This window comes from Azospirillum sp. P4_B5, assembly GCF_056402275.1.
Map to the genome: position 1 here is coordinate 101,361 of NZ_JBFUHT010000004.1, position 18,487 is coordinate 119,847.

Annotated in this window: 18 protein-coding genes; 2 read left to right on the forward strand and 16 right to left on the reverse strand. The window is 67.6% G+C overall.

Annotation, left to right across the window (positions count from 1 at the left end):
- Positions 1-37: 37 nt before the first annotated feature.
- The 14 genes from AC1DVI_RS04170 to AC1DVI_RS04235 form a co-directional block, all read right to left on the reverse strand.
- Positions 38-850 carry an inositol monophosphatase family protein gene (locus AC1DVI_RS04170; RefSeq protein ID WP_476956871.1) on the reverse strand — a complete coding sequence of 271 codons (813 nt, stop codon included), beginning with the start codon at positions 848-850 and terminating at the stop codon, positions 38-40.
- The gene (locus tag AC1DVI_RS04175) at positions 847-1,377 is read right to left on the reverse strand and encodes a hypothetical protein (protein ID WP_476956872.1); all 531 of its coding nucleotides are present in this window, start codon (positions 1,375-1,377) and stop codon (positions 847-849) included. The genes AC1DVI_RS04170 and AC1DVI_RS04175 overlap by 4 nt, the downstream gene beginning before the upstream one ends.
- Before the next feature lie 100 nt (positions 1,378-1,477).
- A complete protein-coding gene (locus AC1DVI_RS04180; protein ID WP_035675976.1) occupies positions 1,478-1,762 on the reverse strand; it encodes a hypothetical protein in 285 nt (94 codons plus the stop codon).
- A 172-nt stretch (positions 1,763-1,934) separates the two neighbouring features.
- Positions 1,935-3,194: a GTPase HflX gene (gene hflX / locus AC1DVI_RS04185; RefSeq protein WP_149165112.1), complete on the reverse strand. Its 1,260-nt coding sequence runs from the start codon at positions 3,192-3,194 to the stop codon at positions 1,935-1,937.
- A 52-nt stretch (positions 3,195-3,246) separates the two neighbouring features.
- Positions 3,247-3,495: an RNA chaperone Hfq gene (hfq, locus tag AC1DVI_RS04190; RefSeq protein WP_035675971.1), complete on the reverse strand. Its 249-nt coding sequence runs from the start codon at positions 3,493-3,495 to the stop codon at positions 3,247-3,249.
- A 94-nt stretch (positions 3,496-3,589) separates the two neighbouring features.
- Positions 3,590-4,288, reverse strand: a complete 699-nt coding sequence (locus AC1DVI_RS04195; RefSeq protein WP_476956873.1) for an HAD family hydrolase — start codon at positions 4,286-4,288, stop codon at positions 3,590-3,592.
- Positions 4,285-5,148, reverse strand: a complete 864-nt coding sequence (locus AC1DVI_RS04200) for a D-amino-acid transaminase (RefSeq protein ID WP_476956874.1) — start codon at positions 5,146-5,148, stop codon at positions 4,285-4,287. Before AC1DVI_RS04200 ends, AC1DVI_RS04195 begins: the two co-directional genes overlap by 4 nt.
- A gap of 42 nt (positions 5,149-5,190) precedes the next feature.
- Positions 5,191-6,567: a Trk system potassium transporter TrkA gene (trkA, locus tag AC1DVI_RS04205; protein WP_149165007.1), complete on the reverse strand. Its 1,377-nt coding sequence runs from the start codon at positions 6,565-6,567 to the stop codon at positions 5,191-5,193.
- 43 nt (positions 6,568-6,610) lie between these two features.
- A complete protein-coding gene (gene ntrX, locus AC1DVI_RS04210; protein ID WP_149165006.1) occupies positions 6,611-8,011 on the reverse strand; it encodes a nitrogen assimilation response regulator NtrX in 1,401 nt (466 codons plus the stop codon).
- The gene (locus AC1DVI_RS04215) at positions 8,001-10,322 is read right to left on the reverse strand and encodes a sensor histidine kinase NtrY-like (protein WP_149165005.1); all 2,322 of its coding nucleotides are present in this window, start codon (positions 10,320-10,322) and stop codon (positions 8,001-8,003) included. The genes ntrX and AC1DVI_RS04215 overlap by 11 nt, the downstream gene beginning before the upstream one ends.
- 186 nt (positions 10,323-10,508) lie before the next feature.
- Positions 10,509-11,954 (reverse strand): nitrogen regulation protein NR(I), encoded by a 1,446-nt coding sequence (ntrC, locus tag AC1DVI_RS04220; protein WP_476956875.1) that lies wholly within the window; start codon positions 11,952-11,954, stop codon positions 10,509-10,511.
- A complete protein-coding gene (locus AC1DVI_RS04225) occupies positions 11,951-13,153 on the reverse strand; it encodes a two-component system sensor histidine kinase NtrB (protein ID WP_476956876.1) in 1,203 nt (400 codons plus the stop codon). The genes ntrC and AC1DVI_RS04225 overlap by 4 nt, the downstream gene beginning before the upstream one ends.
- The gene (gene dusB / locus AC1DVI_RS04230; protein WP_476956877.1) at positions 13,153-14,139 is read right to left on the reverse strand and encodes a tRNA dihydrouridine synthase DusB; all 987 of its coding nucleotides are present in this window, start codon (positions 14,137-14,139) and stop codon (positions 13,153-13,155) included. Before dusB ends, AC1DVI_RS04225 begins: the two co-directional genes overlap by 1 nt.
- Positions 14,140-14,263: 124 nt before the next feature.
- Complete coding sequence (locus tag AC1DVI_RS04235; protein WP_476956878.1) at positions 14,264-15,079, reverse strand: cytochrome C assembly family protein; 816 nt, start codon at positions 15,077-15,079, stop codon at positions 14,264-14,266.
- A gap of 183 nt (positions 15,080-15,262) precedes the next feature.
- Here AC1DVI_RS04235 and AC1DVI_RS04240 point away from each other — a divergent pair, with 183 nt between their 5' ends.
- Together AC1DVI_RS04240 and AC1DVI_RS04245 are read left to right on the forward strand one after the other, a co-directional pair.
- A complete protein-coding gene (locus tag AC1DVI_RS04240; protein WP_476956879.1) occupies positions 15,263-16,447 on the forward strand; it encodes a bifunctional 2-C-methyl-D-erythritol 4-phosphate cytidylyltransferase/2-C-methyl-D-erythritol 2,4-cyclodiphosphate synthase in 1,185 nt (394 codons plus the stop codon).
- 59 nt (positions 16,448-16,506) lie between these two features.
- Complete coding sequence (locus tag AC1DVI_RS04245; protein ID WP_476956880.1) at positions 16,507-17,010, forward strand: CinA family protein; 504 nt, start codon at positions 16,507-16,509, stop codon at positions 17,008-17,010.
- 13 nt (positions 17,011-17,023) lie between these two features.
- Here AC1DVI_RS04245 and AC1DVI_RS04250 read toward each other — a convergent pair whose 3' ends face one another.
- Both AC1DVI_RS04250 and lipA read right to left on the reverse strand, forming a co-directional pair.
- Complete coding sequence (locus AC1DVI_RS04250) at positions 17,024-17,491, reverse strand: type II toxin-antitoxin system RatA family toxin (RefSeq protein ID WP_476956881.1); 468 nt, start codon at positions 17,489-17,491, stop codon at positions 17,024-17,026.
- A gap of 27 nt (positions 17,492-17,518) precedes the next feature.
- A complete protein-coding gene (lipA, locus tag AC1DVI_RS04255) occupies positions 17,519-18,475 on the reverse strand; it encodes a lipoyl synthase (RefSeq protein WP_200526197.1) in 957 nt (318 codons plus the stop codon).
- Between the last annotated feature and the right edge of the window lie 12 nt (positions 18,476-18,487).

Here is an 18,487-nt window from a genome sequence, read left to right on the forward strand (position 1 = left end):
CCGGAGGACGTGTGCGGTAGTCCGGTGCGCCCCCGCGTTAGCCGAACAGATGCCGGTGCATCGCCTCCCAACTCGCGCGGTCGGGGGTCAGCATCACCCCACCGTTGAGGGCGGTCGGACGATAGGGCGAGCCGTCGAACAGCGCGCTGTAGCCGCCGGCCTCCGCGTGGAGGAGAACTCCGGCTGCGTGGTCCCACGGCATCAGGCGATGGTACATCGAGAAATGCGCCCGGCCGTCGAGCAGGCGCAGATACTCCTGCGCGGCGCTGGACAGGCAGACGCGGGGGCCGAGGGCGCGTCCGCGCTCGTCGAGTTGGCGCCCGAGATCCTCGGCGCAGAAGCGCGTCGACAGGGCTCCGGTCATCTCGGCCAAGGGGACCGCCGGGGCGACCGTGACGCGCTTGCCGTTCAGATAAGCGCCCTGCCCTTTCACCGCCGTGGCGATGCGCCCGTCGCACGGGTCGTAGATCCAGCCGGCCACCGTCTCGCCGCGGCAGGCCAGGGCAATGATCACGGCAAAGAGCGGACGCCCGTTCGCAAAGTTCAGCGTGCCGTCGATCGGGTCGATGATCCAGACCGGCGCGTCGCCGTGGATGCGGTCGAGCAGGGACTTGTCTTCGGAGACGGCCTCCTCCCCCACCACCGTGCTGCCGGGAAGCAGGTCCAGCAGACGCGGCGTCAGGGCGCGTTCGCCCGCCTCGTCGGCCAGGGTCACCAGATCGGCCGGCCCGGTCTTCTCGCGGATGCCGGCGTTCGCCAGATCGCGGAAATAGGGAAGAATCTCGCTCTCCGCGACCTCGCGGATGATCGCGGAGACGCGGTCGATGTCAGGAATCGGAAAATTCGTCACGGTTTCGGTGCCGCTTTGTTGGATCGGGGGTCGAGTCTCAGAACCGTTCCGCCATCCTTCGGCGGTTCCGGCAGCATGACTTTGCCGTCCAAACCGCTGTCTTTCAACGCTTTGACCAGCGCGTCATAGGTGGCTTGATCGGCCATCGGGTTCGGAGCGGGCGGCGTGCCGGTCAGCGGGCCGGGCTCCGGCGGCTTGCGCGGGGCGTTCGGATCGGGCGGGGGCTGCGGCACGTCGCGCGCTTCCCGCGTCTCCTCCTTGGGCGGCGGCGGGGGCGGACGCCACAGGCGGAAACAGTCGGTGAAGGTGGCTTCCTTGCAGGCTTTCAGCAGTTCCTTCGGGTCCGGCGCCACGACCAGTGGGCTGAACGGGGCGGGAGGAAACTCCGCGGGCTCAGGCGGCAGGGGATCTTCCGGCGCGACCGGCGGCTCCTCCACGAATCCCGGTGGCAACACCTGCTCGGCGGCGGCGGCGGTGCCCGCGAAGGCCAGAAACGCCAGGGACAGGAGAGCGATCGGGACGCGCAAGGGAATCCGAAAAAGAAAAGAAGCGGGCCGAGCACCCATTATGGCGCCCTGCCCGCTGCATAGCCACGGACAAATCCTTGTCCCGGCACCCCCGCCTCCGTCAGGAGCGCGGCAGGCTGTCGCTCGGGGTGGCGTGCAGCGCCCAGGCGGCCAGTTCGGACCGCAGGGCGGCAATCTTGCTGCTTTCCGTCGGGTTGGTTTCCTTGCGCCAGGCGTCACTGATGATTTCCAGAAGACGGGCGCGACCGGCGTTGTCGCGCGACAGTTCCTGGATGCGCAGCACCGCGGCACCGGGCGACAACTGCTCCTGCCGGGCGACCAGCGTCACCTGATCGGCCAGGAAGGCGGTGATCGAAAAGTGTGTTGGATCGGTCTGCAAACGCATAGGCGGGCCTCCTCCCGGGGATAACCCATCGGCTCCCCGGCTCAAATATCGGGGGCGCGTTGGGAAAAGGCTACACCTCGGACGTCGTAGGACGGGGCTGAAATCGGGCGCGTCATGTCGTCGCACGTGCACGAACGAATTATGACGCGCCCGATCCCTGTATGGCGAAAGATCAGCCGTGCACGAACCGTTTCTCGAAACGGGCCAGATCCGCCGGGTCGATGGCCACCTGGATGTGGGCCTGGGCCTCGTCGTCCCGCCGTTCCAGCACCTCACCTTTTTCATAGAGCCACGCGAGCGCCGCCCCATCCCCCAGCTCGACAGACAGGTCCACCACATGGCGGTGGGCGTTCATCCGCTGGTCGAGCAACCGGTCCAGATCGGCGATTCCCGCCCCCGACAGGGCGGACACCGCGACGGCACGGGGGTTGCGGGCGGTCTGGGCCAGGATCGCCTCGCGGGACTCCTCGTCAAGCGCGTCGATCTTGTTCAGCACCTCGATCACGCGGTCGTCAGCCTCCGGGTCGATGCCCATGTCGCTCATGACCTCGTGCACGTCGGCCTTCTGGGCCTCGCTGTCCTGGTGGGACACGTCGCGGACATGCAGGATGATGTCGGCGGCGTCGACCTCCTCCAGCGTGGCGCGGAAGGCGGCGACCAAGCCGTGCGGCAGGTCGGAGATGAAACCAACCGTATCCGACAGGATCACCTTGCGCCCGGACGGCAGGGTCACCTGACGCATCGTCGGGTCCAGCGTGGCGAACAGCAGGTCTTTGGCGAAGACGTCGGCGTTGGCCAGCCGGTTGAACAGCGTCGACTTGCCGGCGTTGGTGTAGCCGACCAACGCCACCACGGGGTACGGCACCTTGGCGCGCGCCTTGCGGTGCAGGCCACGGGTGCGGCGGACCTCCTCCAGTTCCTTCTTGATCTTGACGATGCGGTCGCCGATCAGCCGGCGGTCCATCTCCAGCTGGGATTCGCCAGGACCGCCGAGGAAGCCGAAGCCGCCGCGCTGGCGTTCCAGGTGGGTCCAGGAGCGGACGAGGCGCGATTTCTGGTAGGTCAGGGCGGCCAGCTCGACCTGGAGCATGCCTTCGCGCGTCCGAGCGCGGGCACCAAAGATCTCCAGGATCAGACCGGTGCGGTCGATGACCTTGACCTTGAGGGCCTTTTCCAGATTGCGCTGCTGCACCGGCGACAGCGCGTGGTCGAGGATGACGAGGGATGCCTCCGTCTCCTCCACGATCTGGGCGAAATGCTCCACCGTCCCCGACCCGAGAAGGATCGAAGGCTGCGGGCGGTTGACCCGCGCGCATTCGGCGTGCACGACCTCCAGATCGATGGCGCGGGCAAGGCCCACCGCCTCGTCCAGGCAGGATTCGGGATGGCGCAGGACCCCGTCCGCCTCATTGCGGAGGACGGGGTGGACCACGATGGCGCGGCCGGAGGCATCAGGCGTCCGGCCATTGCCATTGGTCGAAAAATCAGACGTTTTCACCTTCCTTGGGCGGCTCGAAAAGTTGGATCGGATGCGCGGGCATCACGGTCGAGATGGCGTGCTTGTAGACGAGCTGCGAATGCGCGTCGCGCCGCAGCAGTACCGAGAAGTTGTCGAACCAGGTGATGATTCCCTGAAGTTTAACACCGTTCACGAGGAACACGGTTACGGGAGTCTTGTTCTTGCGGACGTGGTTGAGGAACACGTCCTGCACATTTTGGCTTTTTTCAGACATTTTATGTCGCCCCCTTCTTCAGTGTTTTTTGGGGCTCCTTGTTAGAAGCCCGCCCCCTGCAGCGATAAGGTATGGTTGGTCGCAACCGTCTCGACTACTGGTCATCCGATATGGTGTCACCACCGCCGCCCACCAACCCGCACAATGCATGGCACGTGTCGTACCGATGGGCCGGAGGAAAGCGGGTGAAGCCGCTGCCCTCGCCCGCCCCTATTAGCACCGGGACCATTCCTGCGCCATGGGCACATTCCATGTCGATGTCGGCGTCCCCCACGAACCAGACGTCCGGGCCCGGCGGAATGTTCGCCGGTTCCAGCGCCATCAGCACCGGTGCGCCGTGCGGCTTGTCGAATTCGGCGTCCTGGGCGCCGACCAGACGGCCGAAATAGCCGGTCCAGCCCAGCGCGTCGGCTTCCGCCCGCAGGAAGCGGCCGGTCTTGTTCGACACCACCGCCTGATAGATCCCGCGCTCGGCGAAGCCGCGCAGCAGGGATTCGGCACCCGGCAAGGGCCGGAGATGCTCCAGGTGATGCGCCGAGAAATAGGCGTAGAAAAGGTCGCGCGCGTCTATCCAGCGCTCCCCGAAGATGCGGGGGAAACTGTCGCGCAGCGACTGCTTGATGCGCTCCCGCGCCTCCTCCTCCGTCCAGGCCGGATGGCCGAAGGTGAGCAGCGCGTGGTTCAGCGCGGCGCGCACGGTGCCCCAATTATCGACCAGCGTGTTGTCCCAGTCGTAGAGGACGGCGCGCGGCAGGACCGGCAGACGGTCGATGACGGCGGTGGCGTCGCTCATGACGGCACACCGGCGGCCACATAATCCAAATAGGCCTGACGCAGCGTCCGGGTGACCGGCCCCGGCCTGCCCTCGCCCACCGGCTTCCCGTCGATGCGGGTCACCGGCAGCGCAAAGGTGCCGGCGGAGGACACGAAGGCCTCGCGGGCGGCGAGCGCCTCCTCCACGGTGAAGCTGCGCTCCTCCACCGGGATGCCCCGCTCGCCGGCCAGCCGCAGGAGCGACAGGCGGGTGATGCCGTTCAGGATCTTCTGCGAGGGCGCGCGGGTCACCAGCACACCGTCCTGCGTGACGATCCAGGCGTTGGAAGAGGACCCCTCCGTCACGGTACCGTCCGGGTCGATCAGCCACGCCTCGTAGGCGCCCGATTCGGCGGCCTGCTGCTTGGCCAGCACGGGCGCGAGGAGGCCGACCGTCTTGATGTCGCGTCGGCCCCAACGGATGTCGGGCACCGTCACCACGGCCACACCCTGCTCGAGTTGCTCCGGCTTGGCGAAGGCGGTGACCCGCTTGACGGTCATCACCAGGGTCGCGGGGATGTCCGCCGGGAACTTGAAGTCGCGCGGCGCGACGCCGCGGGTAACCTGGATGTACAGCGAGCCGTTGCGGACGCTGTTCCGCCGCACCAGTTCGCGGGCGATCATCGTGACGACGCGGGGCGCCGCCGGCCAATCCATGCGCAGTTCCGACAGGCTGCGGCCCAGACGTTCCATATGGCCGTCCAGGTCCGCGAAGCGCCCGTCGAGGAGGGTGACCACCTCATAGACGCCATCGGCGAACTGGAAGCCGCGGTCTTCCACATGGACCGCGGCCTGCCGGTGCGGCAGGTAACGGCCGTTGACGTATGCCCATCGAGCCATGGAGATTCTTTTTGTTGGTGGAATAAACGATACGGGAGGCGCTTAGAAAAATTCAAGCCGGACGGCGAACATCTTCTCCACCTTTTTCACCTGACCGGCGGTGGCGAGGATGATGACGCGGTCCTTCGGGCGGATCACCGTGGCCGGGCGTGGGATGATGACCTCGTCGCCGCGCACGATCGCGCCGACGATGACTCCGGAGGGCAGCTTCACCTCCCGCAGCGGCGTGTTCACCACCGCGGAAGTCTCCAGCGCCTCCGCCTCGATCACCTCGGCGAAGCCGTCGCGCAGGCTGTGCACCGCGCGGATGCGGCCGCGCCGGACGTGCTGGAGAATGTTCGATACGGTGATGGCGCGCGGGCTGACCACCGCGTCGATTCCCAGCGGCGACACCAGCGAGGTGTAGGACGCCTTGTTGATCAGCGTGATGGCGCGCTTCGCCCCATGCCGCTTGGCGAGCAGCGAGGACAGGATGTTGCCCTCGTCGTCGTTGGTCACGGCGACCACCGTTTCGGTGGCCCGGACATTGGCCTCCTCCAGGATCTCCGGGTCCAGCCCGTCGCCATGCAGCACCATGGTGCGCGACAGGCGCTGCGCCACATACTGGGCGCGGCTGCGGTTCATCTCGATGATGCGGGCGCTGACCTGGGGGTACTTGGCCTCCAGTTCCTCCGCCAGGCACAGCCCGATGTTGCCGCCGCCCAGGATGATGATACGGCGGGCCTCCACCTCCTCATGGCCGAAGGCGGCCATGGCGCGGTTCAGGTGGCGGTTGTCGCAGGCGAAATAGACCTCGTCGCCGGGCAGCATCTGGTCGTCGCCACCGGGGATGAAGGACCGGTCGTTGCGGATGATCGCCACCACCTCCAGCCCGAGATCGGGGAACAGGCCGGTCAACTGGCGCAGCGGCGTGTGCAGCACCGGACAGGTCTCCGTGCACAGCACGCCGACGACGCGGACCTTGCCGTCCGCCAGCGGGATCATGTCGAAGGCGCCCGGCACCTGGAGCCGGCGGGCGATGGCCCGCGCCACCGCGATCTCCGGCGAGATGATGACGTCGATCGGCATGTGGTCGCGGCTGAACAGGTCAGCCCAGATCGGCTTCAGATAGCTCTGGTTGCGCACCCGGGCAATTTTGGTCGGCACCTTGAATAGGGCGTGCGCGACCTCGCAGGCGACCATGTTGATCTCGTCGATCTGGGTGACCGCGATGATCATGTCGGTCTCGCCCGCCCCCGCCGCCTCCAGAACGTCAGGGTGCGAGGCGTGGCCGACCATGGCCTGCACGTCGAGCGTGTCGCTGATCCGCTGGATGAGCTCCGGCGAATGGTCGATCACCGTAACGTTGTTGCCCTCGGACGCCAGATAGCGCGCGATGTTCGAGCCGACCTGCCCGGCTCCGCATACGATGACCTTCACGGCCTTTGCACCCTTCCCTGCCCTGCCGGCGTCGCCGACGCGCTCATTCCACGAACAGCTTGCCCTTCTCGCTGCCGTGCACGCCGAGCGATTTCAGCTTGCGGTGCAGGGCGGAGCGCTCCATCCCCACGAATGAGGCGGTGCGGGAAATGTTGCCGCCGAAGCGCGTCACCTGGGCCAGCAAATACTCGCGCTCGAACACCTCGCGCGCCTCGCGGAGCGGCAGGCCCATGATCTCGCCACCCTTGTCCCATTTCAGGACCGTGGGGGTGATGGCGCCGATCTCCGGCGGAAGCTGGTCGGCGCGGATCGGCTCCTTGGGGTCGCCCTGCGCCATGATGAGCAGCCAATCCACGACGTTGCGCAGCTGCCGCACGTTGCCCGGCCAGTCGTAGGCCTGAAGCGCGGCCATGGCGTCTTCGCCGAAGTCGCGGGCCGGCAGGCCGGCGGCTTCGGCGGAGCGTTGCATGAAATGGCGGGCCAGCAGCGGGATGTCCTCGCGCCGCTCGGCCAGCGAGGGCACACGGATCGGCACGACGGCGAGGCGGTAGAACAGGTCCTGGCGGAAGCGGCCCTGGTCGATCTCCGCCTGGAGGTCGCGGTTGGAGGTCGCGACGACTCGCACGTCCACCTCGACCCGCTGGCCGCCGCCGACCCGCTCGAACACCTGCTCCTGCAGGGCGCGGACGATCTTGCCCTGGGTTTCCAACGGCATGTCGGCGACCTCGTCGAGCAGCAGCGTGCCGCCGTGCGCCTGCTCGAAGGTGCCGATCTTGCGCCCGCCGCCGTCCACCCCGGCTTCCGTTCCGAACAGCTCCATCTCCAGCCGGTCGGGACGCATGGTGGCGCAGTTCAGCCCGACGAAGGGACCGCCGGCCCGGCGCGACCGCGCGTGGATCAACCGGGCCACCACCTCCTTGCCGGAGCCGGCGGGGCCGGTGACGAGGACGCGGCTGCCGGTAGGCGACACCTTCTCGATGCTCTGGCGGACGTGGTTGACGGCGGTGGACCGGCCGATCAGTTCCACTTCGCCGCCGGCCCGCAGCTTCAGCTCCTCGTTCTCGCGCTTCAGCCGGGCCGCCTCGATGGCACGGTCCACCATCAGCAGCAGCCGGTCGGCCTTGAAGGGCTTCTCGATGAAGTCGTAGGCGCCGATCTTGATCGCCGAAACGGCGGTTTCGATGTTGCCGTGGCCGGAGATCATGATGATCGGCAGATTCCGGTGATCGCGCATGAGCTGTTCGAGGATCTGAAGCCCGTCGAGCCGGCTGCCTTGGAGCCAGATGTCCAAAACCACGAGGCTCGGTCGGCGAGCGGAAACCTGGGCGAACGCCTGATCGGCGTCGGCGGCCTCGCGCGTCTTCATGCCTTCGTCGTTCAGGATGCCGGCGATCAGCATCCGGATGTCCGCTTCGTCATCGACGATCAGAATGTCATGCGCCATGGGCTGCGTGCCTCTTCTCTTCACCGGTCTCCGCCGGCGTGCCAACGCCGCCGGAGGCGTCGCCCGCGGCCGTGCCGGAGCTGGTGGACGTGTTGGGGATGACCAGACCGACGCGCGCCCCGCCGCCTTCGCGGTCCTCCAGGGTCAGCACGCCGCCGTGGTCCTCCATGATCTTCTTGACGATTGCCAGCCCCAGTCCCGTGCCTTTGGCGCGCGTCGTCACGTAGGGCTCGGTCAGCCGGTCGCGCTCCTCGGTCGGCAGACCCTTGCCATTGTCCTCGACGATCACGGCGATGCGCTCGGCATCGGCCTCGACCCGGATGGACACGTGGCCGGGCGGCAGTTCCATACCCTCGGCAGGCGGCGGGCGCCCTTCGATGGCGTCCGCGGCGTTCTGCAGCAGGTTGGTCAGCGCCTGGCTGATCTGCCGGCTGTCGCAGGGCACGGTCAGCGGCCCCTGGGGAAGCCCCATGTCGAACTTGATCTTCCCGGCGTGCGCGCTGGATTGCAGGAACACCGCCTGCCGGACGAGATCGTTGAGATTGCAGGGCTTCATCACCGGCTGCGGCATGCGCGCGAAGGCCGAGAACTCGTCCACCATGCGCCGGATGTCGTCCACCTGACGGACGATGGTGTCCGTGCACATGGTGAAGACCTCGGTGTCGCTGGTGATCTCCTTCAGGTACTTGCGGCGCAGCCGTTCGGCGGAGAGCTGGATCGGCGTCAGCGGGTTCTTGATCTCGTGGGCGATGCGGCGGGCGACGTCGGCCCAGGCGGCCTTGCGCTGGGCGGAGACCAGTTCGGTGATGTCGTCGAAGGTGACGACATAGCCGCGGATTTCCCCGCTGCCCCGCCCTTCGGTGGAGATGCGGACGAGCAGGGTCAGCGGCGTCGTGCCGGGACGGCGGATCTGGATCTGGTCCTGCACCACCCGGCCGGGTCGGCCCGGCGCGTGGTCCAGAAGCTCTCCCATCTCCGGCGACAGTTCGGCCAGCTTCATCCCGATCAGGCTTTCCGCGTCCTCGACGCCAAGAAGGCGCGCGGCCGAGAAGTTGGGCAGGGTGATGCGCCCTTCGGCGTTCAACCCGATGACGCCTGCCGACACGCCACCCAGCACCGTTTCCGTAAAGCGGCGGCGCTCGTCGATCAGGCGGTTGGCCGAGAGAAGCTCGTGCCGCTGGCTTTCGATCTCCGTCGTCATGCGGTTGAAGGCGCGCGACAGCAGGCCAAGCTCGTCCTCGGCGGGCGGCTCGGTCACCCGCACGGTCAGATCGCCTGCGCGCACCCGCTCCGCGGCACCGATCAGGGCGCTGATCGGCCGCGCCAGCCGCGTCGCGAAGATCAGCCCCGCCCACACCGCCGCCAGCAGCAACAGCAGGGCGACCACGAGGAAGATCAGGGTGAAGGTGATCTGCAGGCTGCCGCGCTGGCTTTCCAGCGCTCCGAATTCCCGCACCGCCCCTTCCGCAGAAGCCATGTGGGAGAGCACGCGCGGCTCGACCATGCGGCCGACATAGAGATAGGTGTCGGCGAAGCGGTCGAGCCGGACCAGGGCGCGCACGCGGTCGTCGTTCTCGCTGACGATCATCGCCACCTCGCCGCGGCGGGCGGTGGCGAGCTTGTCATCGGGGATCGGGTCGAACTCGAGCGCGAAGGTGTAGCCGGACCGCGCGACGATGGCGCCGGTCGTCCCGTTGAAGACGATGGCCTCCGACAGGGCGCGCAGCATCGCCTGGGTGGCGACAACCTGCTCGAACCGCTCGGGATCGCTGGCGAGGCGCGCCGCCTCCTGGTTCAGGTCGTTCGCCATGGCGAGCGCGTCGGCGCGGATGTTCTGCTGGTGCTCGTGCAGATAGGCGCTGGCGACCGCCAGCGATTCGTTCACCGCGGTGCGCACCCGCTCGCTGAACCAGGACTGCACGCCGACATAGAAGAAGACCGTCGAGAAGATGGCCATGATGATGGCCGGCGCGACGGCGAGCAGGCTGAACACCGCGACCAGTCGCACATGCATCTGCGACCCGGCCAGACCGCGCCGCCGCCCGATCCAAAGATAGACGATGCGCCGCGCGATCAGCACGCCGAGCAGGAGCAGGAGCGCCAGATCGAGGGTCAGCAGCCACGTGACGGTGCGCGGGTTGGTTTCCCCGAAGGGCGCGCTCTCCGTCAGCGCCGTGTAGGTCGCAAAGCCCGCCACCAGAGCGGCCAACGACAGCGCAAAGGCAAGCCGCTTCGCCAACCCGACCCGGGTTGCCCAGCGAAGGAACTGTTGCCAAAGCGGCGTGGCGGTTTCAGGGGGTGTGGGCGACATCAATCCGGCAACCAGTCTGTTGCCAGAATGATACACGAGCTGTTGCCGTCCTGCCAAGCGGCAACCCCTCTGCCTTTCGCACAGTCCCTAAGGAGCATTGCGAACGGCAGAGGCGCCGGAAGCCTGTCGCAAAAACAACACGCTGTGGGATGGGAGCGACGCCCGGCCGACCCGCCGGGCGTCGGATCATTTCAGCCCGCGCACCACTTGGATGTCGAGGTCGCGGATCTTCTTGCGCAGCGTGTTGCGGTTGAGGCCGAGCAGTTGCGCCGCCTTGATCTGGTTGCCCCGCGTCGCCGAGAGGCTGAGCGCGATCAGCGGCCGCTCCACCTCGCGCAGCACCCGGTCGTACAGGCCGTTCGACGGCATGCCGTCCTTGTGCGCGGCGAAATAGTCCTTCAGGTGCCGTTCCACGGCGGCGGACAGCCCCTCGCCCTGCGGCTCCTCCACCGGCTGGGCAGCGGGCGTGGTGTCGGCAAGCTCCGCCTCCACCACGTCCAGCCCGATGACCTCCTGCGAATAGAGCGCGGCGAGGCGGCGGACGAGGTTCTCCAACTCGCGCACGTTGCCCGGCCAGCGGTAGCGCTTCAGCCGGTCCATGGCGGGCTGGTCGATGCTCTTCACCGGCAGCCCTTGGGCCGAGCACTGGTTCAGGAAGTGGCGGACCAGAAGGGGCACGTCCTCCGTACGCTCGCGCAACGGCGGCAGACGGATGGGAACGACGCACAGACGGTAGAACAGATCCTCGCGGAACAGTCCCTGGCGGATCAATGTGCGCAGGTCGCGGTGGGTCGCGGCGACGATACGTACGTCCGTCTTGATCGGTGTACGCCCGCCGACCGTGGTGTACTCGCCCTCCTGAAGCACGCGCAGCAGGCGGGTCTGCGCCTCCAGCGGCATGTCGCCGATCTCGTCGAGGAACAGGGTGCCGCCCTGCGCCTGCTCGAACCGGCCGGTGGAGCGGTTGGTGGCCCCGGTGAAGGCGCCCTTTTCGTGGCCGAACAGCTCGGACTCGATCAGCTCGCGCGGGATGGCCGCCATGTTGATGGCGACGAAGGGGCCGTTGCGGCGCTTGCCGTAGTCGTGAAGCGCGCGGGCCACCAACTCCTTGCCGGTGCCCGACTCGCCGGTGATCGTCACCGTCAGGTCGGTGCCCATCAAACGGGCAAGGACGCGGTAGATCTCCTGCATGGCCGGCGAACGGCCGATCAGGGGAAGCTGCTCGTCCGCCTCCGACGAATCGGCGGGAAGTGCCGCCAGCGGCGTGTTGGAGTTCAGCGCCCGCTCGACGACCGAGACCAGTTCTTTCAGGTCGAAGGGCTTGGGCAGATATTCGAACGCTCCGCGCTCCGCCGCCTTCACGGCGGTGATGAGCGTGTTCTGCGCGCTCATCACGATGACGCGCAGATCGGGCCGGATCTTCTTGATCCGCGGAATCAGGTCCAGCCCGTTCTCGTCGGGCATCACCACGTCGGTGATGATGAGGTCGCCCTGCCCGTCCGCCACCCAGCGCCAGAGCGTGGAGGCGTTGCCGGTGGTGCGCACCTCGTGCCCGAGGCGGGCGAGCGCCTGGGTCAGAACGGTGCGGATGGCGCGGTCGTCGTCCGCAACCAGGATCGTGGCTGCACTCATCCGATGGCCCCTCGGATGCCTCTGGCCGGTGCAGGATCGCCGCTCATCTGCGCTTCATCGAACATGGGTAGCGAGACCTTGAAGACGGTGCGGCGCGGCTGGCTGTCAAATTCGATGACGCCGCCATGGTCGCCGACGATTTTGGCTACCAATGCAAGCCCCAGGCCAGTCCCATTCACCTTGGTCGTGATGAAGGCATCGAACAGGTTGGAGCGCAGGTCGTCGGGTATGCCGTCCCCATTATCCTGAACGGACACTAGCAACGGCAGGTGCAGCCGGGTGTCGCCGCCAGGCAGAGCCATGCGGACGCCGTGCTGATAAGATGTGCTGAGAATGATCTCGCCGCCCGATTCCGGTGCAGCCTCTGCCGCATTTTTAATCAGGTTGAGGAAAATCTGGATGAGCTGGTCGCGGTTGCCATAAACCGGAGGCAACGACGGGTCGTAGCGCTCGATGAAACGGATGTTCCGGGCGAAGCCGCTCTGGGCGACCTTGCGGACATGCTCCAGAACGGTGTGGATGTTCACCGCGTCGCGTTCCAGCGGGCGCTGGTCGGAGAAGACCTCCATCCGGTTGACCAGGGCAACGATGCGGTCGGCCTCGTCGCAAATCAGCCGGGTCAGCACGCGGTCGGACTCGCTGCAGTTCTCCTCCAGGAGCTGCGCCGCGCCGCGGATGCCCGACAGCGGGTTCTTGACCTCGTGCCCGAGCATCGACGCCATGGCGGTGACCGAGCGGGCGGCGTTGCGGTGGGTCAGGGAGTTGTCGATCTTGCGGGCCAGCGTGCGCTCGTTGACCGTCAGCAGCACATGGTCGGCGGGCTCCCCCAAGGCGGTCACCCGCACAGTGACGTGGTGCGGGCCGATGCGCGGCGTGTCGATGATGACGCCCTCCTGCGAGGCGCGGTGCCGGCCCTGCTGGACCTGCTCGATCAGCTGGCTGACCGGGCTGTTGGGCGGCAACAGCTCCGCCAGGGGCATGCCTTCCATCATGGCGGCCGACAGGCCGAAGAACTCCTGCGCCTCCAGATTGACGTAGCGGATGTCGCCGGCTCCGTCGACGACCAGAACCGGGTCGGGGAGCGCGTTCAGCATGACGGACGGATCGATGCAGGGGCGGACGGGGCGATAGGAACCGGAGGGCGCACGGGGCCGCGCTTGGCGGCGGGGCAGTGGAGCAGCGGCAGATGCACGGGCCATCAGGCAGCCATCCTTTCGATCGCCGGGGCGTAGAAGTCGCGGATGAAGCCGCGCACTCGTTCGGGATCGGACATGCGGTTGACCTCCGAGCGGAATTCGGCGGAATCACGCAGGCCCGTGGAGTACCAGGAGATGTGCTTGCGGGCGACGCGCAGCCCGCCCTCGACTCCGTAATGGGTCAGCATGGCGTCGTAATGCTCCAGCAGCGTGTCGAGCTGCCGGTCGAGCGGCGGGTCGGGCAGCTTGTCGCCGGTGCGCAGGTAATGCATCACCTGGGCGGGGAACCAGGGGCGCCCGTAGCTGCCGCGCCCGATCATCACCCCATCGGCGCCGGACTCGGCAAGCGCGCGGTCCACGGCGTCGAAGGACGCGATGTCACCGTTGACCACCACCGGGATCGACACCGCCTCTTTCACGGAGCGGATGAAGGACCAGTCGGCAGTGCCGTTGTAGAACTGCTCGCGGGTGCGGCCGTGGACGGTGACCAGCTTGATCCCGCACTCCTCCGCGATGCGGGCCAGCCGCGGCGCGTTCAGGCTCGTCTCGTCCCAACCCTTGCGCATCTTCAGCGTCACGGGGATGGAAACCGCCTTCACCGTGGCCTTCAGGATGCGAGCGGCGAGCGCCTCGTCCCGCATCAGGGAGGAACCGGCGTGGCCGTTGACCACCTTCTTCACCGGGCAGCCGAAATTGATGTCGACGATGGCCGCCCCGCGGTCCTCGTTCAGCTTCGCCGCCTCGGCCATCACGTCGGGCTCGCAGCCGGCGAGTTGGACCGCCATGGGGAACTGCTCCGGCTCGCACTCGACCATGCGCAGCGTCTGGCGGTTCTCGCGGATCATCGCCTGACTAGCGACCATCTCGGACACGACCAGTCCGCAGCCCGACTGCTTCACCAGCCGCCGGAACGGCAGGTCGGTGACGCCGGACATAGGGGCGAGGATCACCGGACCCTCAAGCGAGATGGTGCCGATCTGAATGGCCATGTTCACCTGCCCACATGATGGGCACATTTGCGATATGATGAGAATTTGTGCACGGTAGCACAGCGTTTCGGCATGTTGCAAGTGCACATACCGCGAGCGCCACGGTGGCCGTCATGCGCAGCAGCTAGCCGAGCAGGACGTCGGTGACGAACTTGACACCCGGATAGGCGAGGGTCAGCAGCAGATAGGCGATCAGCACGAGACGCGCGGCCATCCGCCCGCGCACGCCGGTGCGGGCGTGGGCGAGCAGCAACCCGCCGATGACGACGAAGCTGGCAACCGACAGCAGCGTCTTGTGGTCGGCGCGCAACAGCGCGCCGGTTTCGTAATAGAGCACCGCCATTCCCGTGGCGAGACCGGCGCCCAGGACCGCTTCCGACGCGGCGAGAAGGTGGAGTTGCATCCGCTCGCTTTCCGCCACCGGAGGCAGGAAACGGGTCAGCGGCGTCGGCCGTTTCGACTTCAGCGCCCGCTCCTGAAGGAAGGCGGCGAGCGACGCCACGGCGGCCATGGTCAGCAGCGCGTAGGTGATGACCGAAACGGCGATGTGCAGGTCGATCCAGATGCCCGGAGCCCCGCCGCGCAGCACCGGCGCCGGGGCCTGCTGGGCCAGCGTCGCGAAGGCGCCGACGGTCAGCAGATAGGGCAGCAGCAGCGGCGACAGCCGCCACGCCGACCGGGTCAACGCGCTCATCGCCATGAACAGGAGCATGCAGGCGGCGATGGTGATCCACAGCGCGGTGGACAGGCCGGTGTGCCAGCGTCCCGCCACCTGGGTCAGCGCCCAGGCCGCCGGCCCGGCGAAGCCCAACGCCAGTGCGCCCCAGAAATAGGCGGACCGCCCGTCCGCCCCCTGCCCCGCGATCCGATGGTAGGGGTAGAGGGACGCCGGCAGCAGCGCCATCAGCGCGGTCAGGCTGTAGACGATGTTCTGCGACATGCGGCGGACCCGTGCCCTTCCCTCTGCGGAAACCCAAAGTCGCTGGTGATCAAGTCTCTGAAGCTCTTGGCGGAACGCCGGTGAGCGGCTAGGCTCCGCTGCGTCCGGCCGCCATGACGTAAGCGTCACGCGGACGGCCCGTCAAGTGCGGATACCATAGCCCAAACGGCGGGGAAACGCCCCATGTCTTCCTTAAACGCGTCTTCCTTGAACGCGTCTTCCTGTATCGCGCTGATCGTCGCCGCCGGAAGCGGACAGCGGTTCGGCGCCGAGCGGCCCAAGCAGTATCTCGATCTCGCCGGCCAGCCCGTTCTGCGCCGCACGATCGACGCCTTTCGGCGCCACCCCAAGGTGAGCGCGGTGCGCGTGGTCATCAATCCCGCGTTTCGCGATCTCTACGATGCGGCGGTTGCGGGGCTGGATCTGCCCGAGCCAGTGACCGGCGGGGCGTCCCGCCAGGATTCGGTGCGCAACGGGCTGGAGGCGTTGGCCGACTCGGCCCCGCACTACGTGCTGATCCACGACGCGGCCCGCCCGCTGATCGATCCCGACACCATCGACGCCGTGATCGCGGCGCTGGGTACCCACCCCGCGGCGCTAGCCGCCGTTCCGGTCGCCGACACGCTGAAGCGCGGCGAGGACGGTCTGGTGGCTGGCACGGTGGACCGCAGCGCCCTGTGGCGCGCCCAGACCCCCCAAGGCTTCCGCTTTCCCGACATCCTGGCCGCGCACCGCGCCGCCGCCGGGCTGGAATTGACCGACGACGCGGCGGTCGCCGAACGCGCCGGGCTGCCGGTCGCGCTGGTGCCCGCCAGGGAGGAGAATTTCAAGGTGACCACCCCCGACGACCTGACCCGCGCCACCCGCGCGCTCGACTCCGCCCTGTCCGACATCCGGACCGGCTCGGGCTTCGACGTGCACCGCTTCGCCGAGGGCGATCACGTCACGCTCTGCGGTGTGCGGGTTCGGCACACGCACCGGCTGGACGGCCATTCGGACGCCGACGTCGGGCTGCACGCGCTGACCGACGCCATCCTGGGCGCGCTCTGCGCCGGGGACATCGGCAGCCATTTCCCGCCCAGCGACCCGCAATGGCGCGGCGCGGACAGCGCGCTGTTCCTGAAACACGCGGCGGAACTGGTGACGGCGCGCGGCGGGCGGATCGCCCATGTCGACGTGACGATCATCTGCGAGCGTCCAAAGGTCGGCCCGCACCGCGAGGCGATGACCGCGCGCGTTGCCGAGATTTTGGGCATACCGGTGGACCGGGTCAGCGTGAAGGCGACGACGACGGAGCGGCTGGGCTTCACCGGGCGCGGCGAGGGCATCGCGGCGCAGGCGGTGGCGACGGTCCGCCTGCCGGGATAGGTGTTCTTAACCCTCTCCCTTCTGGGGAGCGGGGATTTTGCACGACGAAAGGGACCCGCATGTTTCCCGATCACATCCGCGAACTCGCCGCCAAGCTCCTCGCCGAGTACGAACTGGCCGGCTACACCCTGGCGACCGCCGAATCCTGCACGGGCGGTCTGATCGCGGGCGCGCTGACCGACATCGCGGGGTCATCCAAGGTGGTGGACCGTGGCTTCGTCACCTACTCCAACGTCGCCAAGTCCGAGATGCTCGGCGTGCCGCCCAGCCTGATCTACGCCCACGGCGCGGTAAGCCCGGAGGTGGCGGTGGCGATGGCGGTGGGCGCCCTGGCCAAGTCGAAGGCCGACGTGACGGTGGCGGTGACCGGAGTCGCCGGTCCCGGCGGCGGAACGCCGGAAAAGCCGGTGGGGCGCGTCTACATCGCCACGGCGGTTCGCCGCGGCGCGGCTAAGCACAAGGAATACACCTTCCCCGGCGACCGCGATGCGGTGCGCCTGGCGACCGTGCAGACCGCGCTGGAGCGGCTGCGCACGGCCCGCCCGGAAACCGCGATTCGCTGACGGAAGACCAGCCTCAGGCGGTCCGCGCCGCGGCGGGCCGGGTGGCGCCGTTGCCGTAGAGTTGGTTGGCGCGGGTCTCGAAAGCCTGCACCATCCGGCGCACCGCCTCGTTGAACAGCACACCCATGATCTTCTGCAGCATCTTCGAGCGGAACTCGAAGTCCACGTAGAAATCCACGCAGACGCCACCCTCGTGGGGGGTGAAGAGCCAGTGATTGTTCAGGTACTGGAACGGCCCCTCGGTGTACTGGACGTTGATGCGACGGCTCTCTTCGTCCAGTTCCACGCGCGAGGTGAAGCGTTCCCGCACCATCTTGAAGCCGATCACGAGGTCCGCGAACATCACGTCGCCTTCGCGGCGGCGGATGCGGGCGGCAAGGCACCAGGGCAGGAATTCCGGATACTTCTCCACATCGGCGACCAGCCGGTACATCTGTTCCGGCGTGTAGGGAAGAACCTTCTTTTCCGCGTGCGTCGGCATACCCGCTCCGTTTCTCTTTCGGCCGCCTCAGACCGCCGCTGCCGCGAGCTTGCGGAGGCGAGCCTCGCGCAGCATCGCGAAGTCCGCCCCCGCGTGATAGCTGGAGCGGGTCAGCGGCGTCGAGGCCACCATCAGGAAACCCTTGCCGCGGCCAAGTGTTGCGTAGCTCTGGAATTCTTCCGGAGTCACGAACCGGTCCACCGCCGCGTGCTTGGGCGTCGGCTGGAGGTACTGGCCGATCGTCATGAAGTCAACATCGGCGGCGCGCAGGTCGTCCATCACCTGCCCGACCTCCTCGCGCGTCTCGCCCAAGCCCACCATGACGCCGGACTTGGTGAACATCGACGGGTCCAGCTCCTTCACCCGCGCCAGCAGCTGCAGCGAGGTGAAATAGCGCGCACCCGGACGGATCGTCGGATAGAGGCGCGGCGCGGTTTCCAGATTGTGGTTGAAGACGTCGGGCTTCGCTTCGACCACCACCTCCACCGCACCCTTCTTCTTCTGGAAGTCGGGGGTGAGGATCTCGATGGTCGTGTCGGGCGACGCCGCGCGGATGGCGCGGATGGTCCGGGCGAAATGCTCCGCCCCGCCGTCCTCCAGGTCGTCGCGGTCCACCGAGGTGACGACGACGTGGCTCAGCTTCAGCTGGGCCACCGCCTCCGCCACATTGTCCGGCTCGTGCGGGTCGAGCTGGTCGGGGCGGCCGGTGCCGACGTTGCAGAAGGCGCAGCCGCGGGTGCAGACGGCGCCGAGAATCATGAAGGTCGCGTGCTTGTGCTTCCAGCACTCCCCGATGTTCGGGCAGGCCGCCTCTTCGCACACGGTGTTGAGCTTGAGCCCGCGCATCAGGTTGCGCGTCTCGTTGTATTCCTGGCTGGTCGGCGCCTTGACGCGAATCCAGCCCGGTTTGCGCTGGATCGGGTTGTCGGGCTTGTGGGCCTTTTCGGGATGGCGAAGCTTCTCGGGGTGATCGGCCACGGTCATGGTCTGAAGTGC